This window comes from Exiguobacterium aestuarii, from assembly GCF_020171655.1.
In the GTDB taxonomy this organism is placed as follows: Bacteria; Bacillota; Bacilli; order Exiguobacteriales; family Exiguobacteriaceae; genus Exiguobacterium; species Exiguobacterium aestuarii_A.
Window position 1 is genome coordinate 1902471 of sequence record NZ_JAIVAC010000001.1, and the last position, 11998, is coordinate 1914468.

13 protein-coding genes and 2 riboswitches are annotated in these 11998 nt (G+C 50.2%); of the genes, 5 read left to right on the plus strand and 8 right to left on the minus strand.

Going from position 1 to position 11998, the window contains the following annotated elements; translation table 11 throughout:
- From LCM29_RS09915 to mtnK, 4 genes are read right to left on the minus strand one after another with little or no spacing between them, the layout of a single operon-like run.
- Window positions 1-1374, minus strand: a complete 1374-nt coding sequence (locus LCM29_RS09915; RefSeq protein WP_224862426.1) for a sugar ABC transporter ATP-binding protein — start codon at window positions 1372-1374, stop codon at window positions 1-3.
- Window positions 1374-2453: a sugar ABC transporter substrate-binding protein gene (locus LCM29_RS09920; RefSeq protein WP_074035671.1), complete on the minus strand. Its 1080-nt coding sequence runs from the start codon at window positions 2451-2453 to the stop codon at window positions 1374-1376. Before LCM29_RS09920 ends, LCM29_RS09915 begins: the two co-directional genes overlap by 1 nt.
- Complete coding sequence (gene mtnA, locus LCM29_RS09925) at window positions 2446-3480, minus strand: S-methyl-5-thioribose-1-phosphate isomerase (RefSeq protein WP_224862428.1); 1035 nt, start codon at window positions 3478-3480, stop codon at window positions 2446-2448. The genes LCM29_RS09920 and mtnA overlap by 8 nt, the downstream gene beginning before the upstream one ends.
- Window positions 3477-4628: an S-methyl-5-thioribose kinase gene (mtnK, locus tag LCM29_RS09930; protein WP_224862430.1), complete on the minus strand. Its 1152-nt coding sequence runs from the start codon at window positions 4626-4628 to the stop codon at window positions 3477-3479. The genes mtnA and mtnK overlap by 4 nt, the downstream gene beginning before the upstream one ends.
- 82 nt (window positions 4629-4710) lie before the next feature.
- A riboswitch (SAM riboswitch) is annotated at window positions 4711-4813 on the minus strand.
- Window positions 4814-5017: 204 nt separating this feature from the next.
- A riboswitch (SAM riboswitch) is annotated at window positions 5018-5119 on the plus strand.
- Window positions 5120-5189: 70 nt separating this feature from the next.
- Here mtnK and LCM29_RS09935 point away from each other — a divergent pair.
- From LCM29_RS09935 to LCM29_RS09950, 4 genes are read left to right on the plus strand one after another with little or no spacing between them, the layout of a single operon-like run.
- On the plus strand, window positions 5190-6344 hold the full coding sequence (locus LCM29_RS09935) for a 2,3-diketo-5-methylthiopentyl-1-phosphate enolase (RefSeq protein WP_224862432.1): 1155 nt from the start codon (window positions 5190-5192) through the stop codon (window positions 6342-6344).
- Window positions 6341-6991 carry a 2-hydroxy-3-keto-5-methylthiopentenyl-1-phosphate phosphatase gene (locus tag LCM29_RS09940; protein ID WP_224862434.1) on the plus strand — a complete coding sequence of 217 codons (651 nt, stop codon included), beginning with the start codon at window positions 6341-6343 and terminating at the stop codon, window positions 6989-6991. The genes LCM29_RS09935 and LCM29_RS09940 overlap by 4 nt, the downstream gene beginning before the upstream one ends.
- Window positions 6988-7605: a methylthioribulose 1-phosphate dehydratase gene (locus LCM29_RS09945; protein WP_224862436.1), complete on the plus strand. Its 618-nt coding sequence runs from the start codon at window positions 6988-6990 to the stop codon at window positions 7603-7605. The genes LCM29_RS09940 and LCM29_RS09945 overlap by 4 nt, the downstream gene beginning before the upstream one ends.
- 13 nt (window positions 7606-7618) lie before the next feature.
- The gene (locus tag LCM29_RS09950; protein WP_224862438.1) at window positions 7619-8152 is read left to right on the plus strand and encodes a 1,2-dihydroxy-3-keto-5-methylthiopentene dioxygenase; all 534 of its coding nucleotides are present in this window, start codon (window positions 7619-7621) and stop codon (window positions 8150-8152) included.
- Between the two features lie 38 nt (window positions 8153-8190).
- On the opposite strand, the gene LCM29_RS09955 is transcribed toward LCM29_RS09950, so the two are convergent.
- Window positions 8191-9021, minus strand: coding sequence for a TerC family protein (locus LCM29_RS09955; RefSeq protein WP_214694762.1), 831 nt, complete (start codon window positions 9019-9021; stop codon window positions 8191-8193).
- Between the two features lie 254 nt (window positions 9022-9275).
- Between LCM29_RS09955 and folE2 the strand changes: the two genes are divergently transcribed.
- Window positions 9276-10187 carry a GTP cyclohydrolase FolE2 gene (gene folE2 / locus LCM29_RS09960; protein WP_224862440.1) on the plus strand — a complete coding sequence of 304 codons (912 nt, stop codon included), beginning with the start codon at window positions 9276-9278 and terminating at the stop codon, window positions 10185-10187.
- Between the two features lie 41 nt (window positions 10188-10228).
- Here folE2 and LCM29_RS09965 read toward each other — a convergent pair whose 3' ends face one another.
- The 3 genes from LCM29_RS09965 to pta all read right to left on the minus strand — a co-directional run bounded on the left by LCM29_RS09965 (window position 10229) and on the right by pta (window position 11786).
- Complete coding sequence (locus tag LCM29_RS09965) at window positions 10229-10396, minus strand: hypothetical protein (RefSeq protein WP_224862789.1); 168 nt, start codon at window positions 10394-10396, stop codon at window positions 10229-10231.
- Window positions 10393-10692, minus strand: a complete 300-nt coding sequence (locus LCM29_RS09970) for a rhodanese-like domain-containing protein (protein ID WP_074035656.1) — start codon at window positions 10690-10692, stop codon at window positions 10393-10395. Before LCM29_RS09970 ends, LCM29_RS09965 begins: the two co-directional genes overlap by 4 nt.
- Window positions 10693-10796: 104 nt before the next feature.
- A complete protein-coding gene (gene pta / locus LCM29_RS09975; RefSeq protein WP_224862442.1) occupies window positions 10797-11786 on the minus strand; it encodes a phosphate acetyltransferase in 990 nt (329 codons plus the stop codon).
- Window positions 11787-11998: the final 212 nt, after the last annotated feature.

Genomic DNA, 11998 nt, shown 5'->3' on the forward strand with positions numbered 1-11998 from the left:
TCATGCGCCTCCTTTCTCTACAAATTGTCCACGGTCGAGCCAAAGAATCCGATTGGCGACCCGTTCAAGTTCATGTCGCTCACTTGACGTGAACAACACGGTCTTCCCTTGTTTCGCGAGTGCGACGACGCGTTCATACACGTCTTGTTTCGCTGCGATATCAATTCCTTTTGTCGGTTCGTCGAGCAGATAGATGTCCCGGTCGTCGAGTAGCCATTTGCTAAAGACGACTTTCTGCTGATTTCCACCACTCAGCTCACGAACCGGTTGTCTCACGTTCTCATAGCGGACGCGAAGTGATGCCAGTACGTCAGAGACACCATCGGTATTTCCTGCGACAGCAATCACGTTCCGCTCAATCGTCTCGTCTAGAAATAATCCGTGACGTCGTCTCTCCTCTGGAACGAGTGCAAACCCTAAACGTACGGCGTCTGTCGGTTCTTTGATCATATGTGTGGTTCCGTTAACCGTGATGGATTGACGAAGCCCAGAAAGACCGAACAGGGCTTCCACCAGTTCTGTCTTCCCACTCCCCGTCAATCCTCCAATCCCGAGCACTTCCCCGCGGTACGCTTCAACGGAGAGATTCGTCCCGAACGCAGGGAGAGTCAACTGCGCGGACAAACGAATCTCCTCTTCAGGGGTTGCCTTCTCTTGTGTCCCTTCAAATGTCGTCCCACTCAAAAAGGTGTGAACGGCTTCCGTGGAAAGGGTTTGAAACGGTCCCTCATATACAACGCGTCCGTCTCGAAGAAACGTAGAGGTCGAAGTGACGCGGGTGAGCTCATCTGATCGGTGCGTGACCAACACGATGCCCACCCCTTCTGCCGCGAGCGTTTGTAGCAATTCAAGCAAGGCATCGGCATCCGTCTCCGACAAGGCGGCAGTCGGCTCATCGAGTAATAAATACTTGGCATCACTCTCAAGTGCCCGAGCGATGAGAAGACGTTGCTTTACGCTGAGCGGATAGTGACCGGCCGGCCGCGTTGGATCGATGTCTAAACCGACCCGGGATAGCACGTCTTTTGCCCGCTGTTTCAACAGTTGTGGGCGAACCCGCTTCACCGTCTGCCATGGGAGAACATTTTCGTATACAGGCAAGTCCAAATAGAGCGCATCGTCCACTTCTTGTGATACGGTGATGATGCCTTGACGAATCGCTTCCGCCGGTGTGAGACGGATGGTCATCCCGTCAATGGACAGCTCGCCGGACGTCGGTTCGACCGTTCCATTCAGTAGTTTGATGAGTGTACTCTTACCCGCCCCGTTCAGACCGAGGAGTCCATGAATGTCTCCCGGTTTTAGGCTGAACGACAGCTGATCGAGTACGGTCACCTCACCGTACTGTTTCGTGATTCGTTCCAAGCGAATCATCAGTCCGTCTCCTTCATCCAGTCCGACCATGCCGCATTCGACTCACCCCAACCCTTAACGTACTGTCCAAGGTCATTCATCGTGACAGGCTCATCCGGCAAGACGTCACGGTCCACTAAATATGGGTCGACCGAGTGAATCGAAGGGGTTTCTTCCCCGACTACTTTCTGGTAAGCGTAACGGACTTGGATGCGACCAATTTCAGCAGGATCCGTCGCGGCCGTCACGCCCCACGGACTCCCATCTTCTTGCATAAGTTGTAGGTCTTCGTCACTCAAGTCAATCCCGTAGACCGCAATCTCGTCACGTCCCGCCTGCTTGATGGCACGGCTCGCCCCTTTGGCGAACTCATCCCACATCGCAAACACCGCATCGATTTCGCCTTCCGGATACTTCTTCAAAATCGCCTCCATCTGACTTTGCGTATCGAGCGCCGTATTGTTCGTCGCCGAACCAAATTTCGCGACTTCTTGGATGCCCGGGTAACGTTTCAAGAACGCATCATAAATCGTATGACGACGTTCCATCGGCGTGAACCCACCGACCCAAATCGTGACGATGTTCCCTTCCCCGTCCAAGTCTTCTGCGAGTGCTTTGAGTGAGCGCCAAGCGAGGGAATAATCATCTTGATCGATGACCGTCACCCCTTCATTCGTTAAATCGTTGTCGAATGCGACGACTTTGATGCCCTTATCGAGCGCCCTTTGAACAGGCTCTTTCAAGGCATCGGCACGTCCGTGGTCAATCAAGATCACATCGACCCCTTGCGTTGTCGCCGTATCAACGTAACTCGCCATCTTCGACAAATCATTATCGGCGTTATACACTTTCACGTTGCCACCGAACGCTTCGACTTGCTCGGTCACCCCTTCGATATATTGCGAAGAGAACGTCCCAATCGACATCTGCATGACGAGGGCGACCTCTAGGTTTTTAGGAAGGGTCTCATTCGATACGCTGACTGTTTTTGTCTCCGTTTTATTTGTTGTCGCGGTCGTTTTCGGTTGCGCCTGTTCGTTCGTGCATCCGACAAGCGCCAGAATGACGGTCAACAGGAAGATGATGATTTTTTTAGACATATGCGTTTCCTCCTACGTGTTGTACAATGACCGACTCAGTCGGTTCGAGCACACCTGTCTCCGTAATCAGACCGGTGATGAGTTCTGGTGGGGTCACATCAAACGCCGGATTGAAGACGGTGATGCCGACGAGTGCCGTCGGATGTCCCCCGATATGAGTCACTTCATGCGCGTCCCGTTCTTCGATTTGAATCGTGTCGTCTGCTTCCAAATCAAACGTCGAATGCGGGGCTGCCACATAAAACGGAATGCCGTAATGCTTCGCCAAAATCGCGAGTTGGAGTGTCCCGATCTTGTTGGCCGTATGACCGGTACGGGTGATACGGTCCGCCCCGACGATGATGGCATCGATTTGTTTCGTCTGAATCGTCCATGCGGCCATGTTGTCCGTGATTAATGTGACGTCGATGTCTGCCCGGTCGAGCTCCCATACCGTCAACCGTGCCCCTTGAAGCAGTGGACGAGTTTCCGACGCGAATACGCGAAACGGGATGCCTCGTTCTTTTCCGACATAGAACGGAGCAAGCGCGGTACCGTATCGTGACGTCGCAATGGCACCGGCGTTACAAATCGTCAACACGTTCCCACCAGCAGGTAACACGGTCAACGCATGCTCACCAATCGTGCGATACGTGGCCACGTCTTGTTCATAGATTTCAATCGCACGCGCTTTGACGGCTTTTGCAATCTGCTCAAAGTCTTCCCCCACATTCAATCGAAGGAGTGATTCGATGACATGTTGTAAGTTGACCGCTGTTGGTCTTGTCGCAATCAACCGTTGACCAACCTGATTCAATTGGAGATGAAAATAGGGATTGTCTTGCAGGCGTGACGCTTCTTTCGCAAGAACGAACGCCCCAAAATAAGCGATGGCCGGCGCACCCCGGACTTGAAGCGACTTGATCGCCTGTTCGGCCTGTTCGAGCGTTAACACTTCGATATAGCGCTCTTCTTGCGGCAACTGTGTCTGATCTAAAATCGTCAACACCTCTGTGTCGGCATCGAAATGAATACTTTGCACACTCATACCCGCACCTCCGATAGGACCGGGATCAGCTGGTCGATCGATTGAATCTGATGGCGCTGTTTGATGAGACGTGTCCCAAGTTCTAGGGCGTGACGTTTCCGTTCGATCCGAAGGTCGTCCGGTAATGTTTCTAAGTCGGCAACGCCCGCTAGACCGACCGTCCGACGAATCAATTCGCAGCCTGCGTAGCCGATCGCATCGCTCAAAATAGATGGCAACAGTTCGTCCACGAATCCCACCGTGTTGAACGGCTCGACCGCCTGTGTGAAGCGTGTACGGAACGTTTTTTCGAACGTCTCCCACACAGTGAGCACCTCTGTGAAGCGTTCGAACCGCTTCAACGGATGTGCATACGTCGAGAACACCAAATGGGCGATGATTTGACCGATGTCAAAACCGAATGGACCGTAAAACGCAAACTCAGGATCGATGATTTTCGTTTCCTGACGCGTCGCAAAAATGCTTCCTGTATGTAAATCCCCATGTAGCAACGCTTCATGTTTTGTCACGAACCCGACCTTCAATTTCGTCACTTCAATTTTCAAGGCGAGGTCTGACCACAGCTGCTCCACGTCTAAACGAAGAGCCGTTTCGATTTGATTCGATTCTGCATCACGATACGGATCAGTGAAGATCAGTTTTTCTGTGATATCGCATAGCTCTGGATTGTAATACTCTTTTTCGATTTGTTTCTTGGCGAGCGGTCCTTTCGCATAGTCAGATGTCGCAAACAACGTTTCCCCGAGGAATGTACCGACGTGACGCGCCAAATTCGGATAGCTCTCTCCTTTTAGGAAACCCGTCCGGACGATTTCAAACGCTGACAAATCTTCTAAAATCGTATAGGCGAGTTCACGGTCGCTACCGAGTACATCTGGTACGAATTGTGGTACGACTTTTGAAAACTCACGGAGTGCCAGTTGTTCGATCCACGAACGGTCAAGCGTGAGCGGCCAGCTCTCTCCAACGACTTTTGCGTACGGCAACGCCTGTTTCACGATTAATGACGTTTCTCCTTGACGAATGCGAAAGACGAGATTTAAATTTCCATCTCCGATTTCCTCACATTCTGCAATCCCCTCTTCTAGTAACCCCAACTGTCGAACGTGTTCGACGACACTTTGTTCTGTAAACGCCTCATAAGCCATGATGATTTTCCCCTTTCTTGAATCTATGCATGAAAAAAGCCCCTTTCTCCGCGAGAAAGAGGCACACCCAAATTGGTTGTTCCTCTCATCTTTCAGACATATGTCTGGTGGATGTAGCACCGTGCCAAATGGTCGGTTGCTGCGGCGTCTTAGGGCCAATTCCCTCTGCCAACTCGCGATAAGAGTAAATGATGTAATTGTGTTTGACGTGTTGAGACGAATATTACGGACTAGGCACGCTAGTTGTCAATCCTCTATTTCCGGTCGACTCCCTATTTTTGACACGCATATATAGAAACATTATTTTCAAACTTTTTTCTCAAAAAAAGGAATTGACGAGTGAGCGATTCTATGTAAAAATTCAATTAAATTTCACAACTTCACAACTATTCTTATCAAGAGCAGACGGAGGGACAAGCCCGATGATGTCGCAGCAACCGACCAGAAATGGCACGGTGCTAATTCTTGCAGCTATCGCTGAGAGATAAGAGTTCATTGTTTTCGAATGACCTCTTGCCTTGGCATGAGGTCATTTTTTGTTTGACCTGAAAGGAGGAACTTATGGGAATCATCGCTACTTATGAAATCAAACATACCGATCACGTCGAACGCGTGGCTGAAAAAATCGCACATGAGCTGACCGTCGGCACATGGACCGAGTTGAATCATCTCGAGCAGCATCAACTGCAGGCGTTCCGTGGTGAGGTCATCGATACCACCCAACAGGAGACGACGAGTCGCTTCTCGATTCGTTACCCGCTACATAATGTGACACCGGACTTTTCGTCCATTCTGACGACGACATTCGGAAAACTGTCGCTCGACCCGAGTGTTCAACTCGTCGACCTATCGCTCCCGGACGAACTCACATCGGACTTTCCGGGTGCCGCATTCGGTGTTGAAGGTGTTCGCGACATCCTTCGTGTACACGACCGACCGCTCGCCATGAGCATCTTCAAAGGCGTCATCGGGCGTGACCTTAATTTTTTGGCGACACAACTTCGTGACCAGTTTACAGGTGGCATCGATCTCGTGAAAGACGATGAGATTTTATATGACAATCCGCTCACCCCATCGCTCGAACGGGCTCGGATTGGAGCATCGATCATTCAAGAACATCAAGAATTGACGGGGCGTTCCGTTCTATACGCCGTCACGTTGAGCGGATCCGTTTTCACCTTACGCGATCAGGCAAAACGTTTGATCGAGGCAGGCGCGACCGCATTGTTGTTCAACGTGTATACGTACGGGCTTGACGCGTTACGAGAGCTCGCCAAAGACCCTGAGATTCACGTCCCGATTTTGGCACATCCCGCTTTTGCGGGAGCGTTGACCGGATCGATTCGTCATTCCCTACTTTTCGGGAAACTGATTCGACTCGCCGGGGCGGACTTGACGCTCTTCCCGTCGCCATATGGTTCACTCTCGACACCGAAAGACGAAACACAACAGATTCAAACGTATGCGACGGAATCCCATTGGACGAAACCGATTCTGACGGTCCCCTCTGCTGGGATTCACCCAGGACTCGTTCCGGATTTGATTCGTGACTTCGGAACGGATGTCGTCATCAATGCAGGCGGTGGGATTCATGGGCATCCCGACGGTGCGGTTGCCGGTGCGAGAGCGTTCCGCCAAGCAATCGATCAGGCAATCGGTAAAACGAGCGAGACCGATGCATTATCAACCGCGTTGGATGCGTGGGGTACGCGATGAGTACGCACGTCATCTGTGATTTCGACGGCACCATCACGGAAGAAGATAACATCATCGCGCTGATGCGACGCTTCGCCCCACCTGAATGGGTCGAACTCAAAGATGGTGTTTTGAACCAAACGCTCTCCATTCGAGAAGGCGTCGGTCAAATGTTCAGCCTGCTCCCGAGTCATCAGCAAGCTTTGTATCGTGACTTTCTGCAGTCAACCATCACGCTTCGGCCAGGGTTTGTCGAGTTTTTGCAAGTGATGAAGTCACGCGGCTTTCGATTTGATGTCGTCAGTGGGGGCATGGACTTTTTCGTCCATCCGATTCTAGAAGGTCATGTCGCACCGGAACACATCTACTGCAATCACGTTGATTTTTCAGAAGAGACGGCACGCGTCACATGGCCTCATTCATGCGATACCCATTGTTCGAACGATTGCGGTTGTTGCAAGCCGACGATTGCCCGACAGATCGTCTCACCTACCGATACGTTGATCGTCATCGGGGACTCCGTCACCGATTTTGAAATCGCCAAACGTGCCGACGTTGTGTATGCGCGGGGTCAACTGATTTCACTTTGCGAGACAGAAGGAATCTACTATGTTCCGTTCGAGACATTCTATGACATTTCAGCTCACATGAAAGGAGTGAACGTATGACCGTACAAGAACGATGGGTAGAACTTGCCGACATTAAAGACGAGCTTGCCGCACGGGACTGGTTCCCTGGGACGAGCGGCAACCTGGCCATCCGCGTATCGGACGACCCGTTGACGTTCCTTGTGACAGCAAGTGGTCGTGATAAACGGAAGCGTACGGATGAAGACTTCGTCCTCGTCGATGCGACTGGTCAATTGATGGGAGAGCAAACAGGCAAACCGTCCGCGGAGACGTTGCTACACGTAGAAATCTTTAACAAGACGAACGCAACCTGTTCTCTTCACGTGCACACGGTCGACAATAACGTTATCTCAGAGCTTTACGCGGCGAACGGACATGTCACGTTCACGGGTCAAGAAATCATCAAGGCACTCGGCTATTGGGAGGAAACGGCAAGCGTCCGAATCCCCATTATCGAGAACCATGCGGATATCCCGACACTCGCCCGTGCATTTGCCCCACATGTCACAGGCGATGCCGGTGCCGTCCTCATCCGGAACCACGGGATCACCGTTTGGGGCGAAACACCCGCTGCAGCAAAACGTTATTTAGAAGCATATGAATTTTTGTTTAGCTATTCATTAAAATTACGCGCCTTAGGCGTCCATTCATAAGGAGGAATTCAACATGGCAACGATTTATTTTCAACAAACCGAAGAACGTGTCAGTGATCAACAAGAGGTACGTGACTTTTTAGAATCACGAGACATCCTTTACGAAGCATGGGACATCACAAAATTACCGGCTTCCCTTCAAGAGAACTACCAACTGTCAGACGAGGATAAAGAAGCCATTTTGGCGACGTTCCGTGACGAGATTCAAGATGTGTCGGCACGACGCGGCTACAAGACGGCTGACGTCATCTCCTTGTCCGATGCGACGCCAAACTTAGACGAACTGCTCGTCAACTTCCAAAAAGAACATCACCATACGGACGACGAGGTTCGCTTCATCGTCAGTGGTCACGGCATCTTTGCGATTGACGATGCAGAACGCGGTTACTTCAATATCGAGCTCAATCCGGGTGACCTCATCTCCGTACCGGTCAACACACGTCATTACTTCACATTGCAAGAAGACCGCCAAGTCGTCGCCGTTCGTATTTTCGTGACGACCGAGGGCTGGGTGCCGATTTACGAAAAAGAGAATGTACAGGCATAAGAAAAGGTCTCTCGCTTAAAAACGAGAGACCAATTTTTTTAATGTTTGACCGCTGTCGGTTTCGATGAGAACCAGCCCCATGTCGCAATCCCGACCATGACTGACCAGAAGAAGATGGTCCAAGCTGTCGAGTGGACGAAGCCGTCTGGGAGTCCCATGAATTCGAACGGTGTACCGGCAATCAACTCTTTGAACCCTGGGTGCTCGAGTACGAGAACCGTCAATTTGACCCCGACCCAACCGACGATGATGAAGGCGGCCGTTTCAAGTGTAGGACGCTGATGAAGCAACTTGACGAAAATACGTGCCGCAAATCGCATCAAGACGACCCCGATGAGTCCACCTGTCAACACGACGAAGAACTGACCCGAGTCAATCCCACCGATTTCACCAAGACCGAGTGGTGGCAAGCTGACCGCAAGTGCGACCGCTGCTAAGATCGAATCGACCGCAAAAGCGATGTCCGCAAACTCAACTTTCGCAACAGTGAGCCAAAACTCTTTCTTCGATACCGGCTTTTCTGTGACAGCCGTCTCTTCTTTCGCTTCAGCCGCCAACTCCTGCTGCGGCTCCATCTTTCTCGCCTTATAGGTCATATACAGGTGTCGTGCACTCATCCCGATTAAGTAAAGTGCACCGAGTGCCTGTACTTGCCATACATTGATCAAGAACGAGATCAAGAACAATGCGATAAATCGGAAGACGAACGCCCCTAAGAGTCCATAGAACAATGCCTTCTTCTGCTCTGTACGCGGCAAGTGTTTGACCATGACGGCCAAGACGAGCGCGTTGTCTGCAGATAACAAGCCTTCCAAACCGACGAGTACGACGACGATCCAGGCATACTGCAGGACTAGCTGCCAATCCATAAAAACATCTCCTTTTTTCTTTCAGTTCCTTCATATTTAACAGTGATCTATTTTTTAAGTTCACAGGACCATTTTATTCCCGTTCACAAAGTAAATCAATCCTCTTTGTTCAATATCTGAAGGAATTTTTTGTGATTGCATATTGAAAACATGTTATGAGAGCAAAATCATACCCGTTCAGCCATCATTTCGTGATAAAATCCTAACAAGAACGAGTGGTCCTTTGAACCGCTCTAAAAAAGGAGAATCCGATTATGTCTACAAGCCATGTCGCTTTACCTACTAAAGCAGAACGACATAAATTGTTCGGGTCGGTCCCACCGATTAAAGGAACAAAGCCGACCGAGAAAGAACAGATGGTCGATTTACAAAATACACCGAAAAACTTCTTATTTGCCCTCGACAGTGTCGGCATCTCAAATGTGAAGCACCCTGTGAACGTCGAGACGCCAGACGGGGTACAATCAACGGTCGCTACATTCGAATTGACGACATCGCTCGTTCAAGACCGTAAAGGGATCAACATGTCCCGTTTGACGGAACAGCTCGACGCGTACCATCAACAAGGATGGACGGTGTCAAACCGCTCGTTGATCGAGTTCGCACAGGAGCTTGCGGAGCGCATGGAACAAACGGAAGGACAATTGACAATCCGTTACCCATGGTTCTTCACGCGTAAAGCACCTGCGACAGGTCTTAGCGGTTTGATGAACGCAGACGTCATGCACCGTGTGACGTACAACCTTGAAACGGGCGTCGCAAACGTGACGGTCGGTCTCGTCATCAACGTCACAACGCTTTGCCCATGTTCAAAAGAAATCAGTGAGTACAGCGCCCATAACCAACGTGGATACATCACGATCGAAGCAGGTCTTGATGAAACGTCGATGGACGGATTCGACTGGCGTGCGGCACTTCTCGATGCAGCGGAGTCGAACGCCTCAGCACCACTCCATCCGGTCCTTAAACGCCCGGATGAAAAACGTGCGACTGAAATCGCGTACGAAAACCCACGTTTCGTCGAGGATATGGTCCGCTTGATCGCGGCTGACTTGTACGAGATGAAAGAAGTCGTGAACTTCTTCGTCGAATGCCGTAACGAAGAATCGATTCACCAACACGATGCCATCGCATCGATCACATTCGATAAGCGTCAAGACGCATAAAAAAATGCGGAACCTCTTTTGCAAGAAGGTTCCGCATTTTTTTATAGACTTGTCACGAGTTCAATCGTCAATAAGATGATGATGAGCATCACCCAGACTGCCCAGACGAGTCGCCACTTCTCCCAGTCAAATCGCTTCATCACCGCATAGACAGTAAGGTAAATCGCGATGAGAAGCGGTACGACGACCCAAGGATTATCTAGCATCACGCTTCAATGTCGCCATCCCAAGCGAGCATCCCACCGTCGACGTTGACGACTTTGTAGCCTTGCGACTCTAAGTAATCACATGCTGTTTGACTTCGTCCACCTGAGCGACAGATGACGTGATACACATTGTCTTGTGCCAACTTTTCTGTCACATGTGGAAATTCAGATAGTGGATAGAGCGGTACGTTCGGGATATGCCCTGCATCATATTCATCTTGTTCGCGCACATCGATGATATGGAGAGACTCCCCGTTCTCTAACTTTTCTCGTAATTCCGTCGCATGAATGCTTTGCATACATAGCTCCCCTTTCGATAATAGATTCCTCTTTTAGTTTACCTCAGCTACCATTCAAAAAAACACAAAAAAAGCACCCTTCTATTAAGAAGGATGCTCCCAACTTACGCTTCGTTGCGCTCGTCGATTGCTTGTGCTGCTGTGATGAGTGTCAATTTGTAGACGTCCTCTTCGTTACAGCCACGTGATAAGTCGTTCACTGGTTTGTTGAGACCTTGAAGGATCGGGCCGATCGCTTCGAATCCACCGAAACGTTGAACCATCTTGTAGCCAATGTTTCCTGCTTCAAGACTTGGGAAGACGAATACGTTCGCCTTACCTGCTACGTCAGAACCCGGTGCTTTCTTCGCCGCTACGCTAGGGACGAATGCCGCATCGAATTGAAGTTCTCCGTCGATTGGAAGGTTTGGTGATTTTTCTTTCGCAAGACGTGTCGCTTCCACGACTTTCTCTGTTTCAGGTGACTTTGCAGAACCTTTCGTCGAGAAGCTGAGAAGCGCGACTTGTGGGTCGATGCCGAATGTCTTCGCTGTCGCTGCAGACAAGAACGCGTTCTCTGCTAAATCTGCTGCGTCCGGTGCGATGTTGATTGCACAGTCCGAGAAGACGTATTGCTCGTCATCACGTACCATGATGAACACACCCGACGTCTTTTTGATCCCTGGTTGCATTTTGATGATTTGAAGTGCCGGACGTACCGTATCGGCCGTCGCGTGCATCGCGCCTGAGACAAGACCTTCTGCTTTGCCTGTATGAACGAGCATCGTTCCGAAGTAGTTCACGTCTGATGTGAGGAGTTCGCGCGCTTGTTCAGCTGTCGCTTTCCCTTTACGACGCTCGACGAATGATTCGACAAGAACATCGATGTCTTCGTATGTCGCTGGGTCGTATTGTGTCAAACCTGAGATGTCAAAACCGTGTTTTGCCGCAACCGCTTCGACGTCTTCTTTCGCACCGACGACGATCGGTTCTACCATACCGTCCGCCTTTAATCGAACAGCCGCTCCAAGAACACGCTCATCGACGCCTTCTGGGAAGACGATCGTTGGACGAATCGGACTGACTTTTTGCTTCAACGTTTCAAATAATTTCATAACGAATGAACCCCTTTTCTCAATTTACAGCATGACTGCTAGTGGTTTTGCCGTTGACTTGTGTCTTTACGCGATTTCAATTATACACAGTACCCTTTTTAAAATAAACTATTCTGCCCATTTCGCCATAAATCGCTTAGAATCAATCATTATATGAATAGAACAGTTTTGACAAATCGACTGATACAGCCATTTTTGTAGCCGTTTTCATG

What these genes read in the sequence shown, in the direction of transcription:
- LCM29_RS09915 (WP_224862426.1), bottom strand. Translation starts at nt 1,374, where the DNA reads ATGATTCGCTTGGAACGAATCACGAAACAGTACGGTGAGGTGACCGTA.
- LCM29_RS09920 (WP_074035671.1), bottom strand. Translation starts at nt 2,453, where the DNA reads ATGTCTAAAAAAATCATCATCTTCCTGTTGACCGTCATTCTGGCGCTT.
- mtnA (WP_224862428.1), bottom strand. Translation starts at nt 3,480, where the DNA reads ATGAGTGTGCAAAGTATTCATTTCGATGCCGACACAGAGGTGTTGACG.
- mtnK (WP_224862430.1), bottom strand. Translation starts at nt 4,628, where the DNA reads ATGGCTTATGAGGCGTTTACAGAACAAAGTGTCGTCGAACACGTTCGA.
- LCM29_RS09935 (WP_224862432.1), top strand. Translation starts at nt 5,190, where the DNA reads ATGGGAATCATCGCTACTTATGAAATCAAACATACCGATCACGTCGAA.
- LCM29_RS09940 (WP_224862434.1), top strand. Translation starts at nt 6,341, where the DNA reads ATGAGTACGCACGTCATCTGTGATTTCGACGGCACCATCACGGAAGAA.
- LCM29_RS09945 (WP_224862436.1), top strand. Translation starts at nt 6,988, where the DNA reads ATGACCGTACAAGAACGATGGGTAGAACTTGCCGACATTAAAGACGAG.
- LCM29_RS09950 (WP_224862438.1), top strand. Translation starts at nt 7,619, where the DNA reads ATGGCAACGATTTATTTTCAACAAACCGAAGAACGTGTCAGTGATCAA.
- LCM29_RS09955 (WP_214694762.1), bottom strand. Translation starts at nt 9,021, where the DNA reads ATGGATTGGCAGCTAGTCCTGCAGTATGCCTGGATCGTCGTCGTACTC.
- folE2 (WP_224862440.1), top strand. Translation starts at nt 9,276, where the DNA reads ATGTCTACAAGCCATGTCGCTTTACCTACTAAAGCAGAACGACATAAA.
- LCM29_RS09970 (WP_074035656.1), bottom strand. Translation starts at nt 10,692, where the DNA reads ATGCAAAGCATTCATGCGACGGAATTACGAGAAAAGTTAGAGAACGGG.
- pta (WP_224862442.1), bottom strand. Translation starts at nt 11,786, where the DNA reads ATGAAATTATTTGAAACGTTGAAGCAAAAAGTCAGTCCGATTCGTCCA.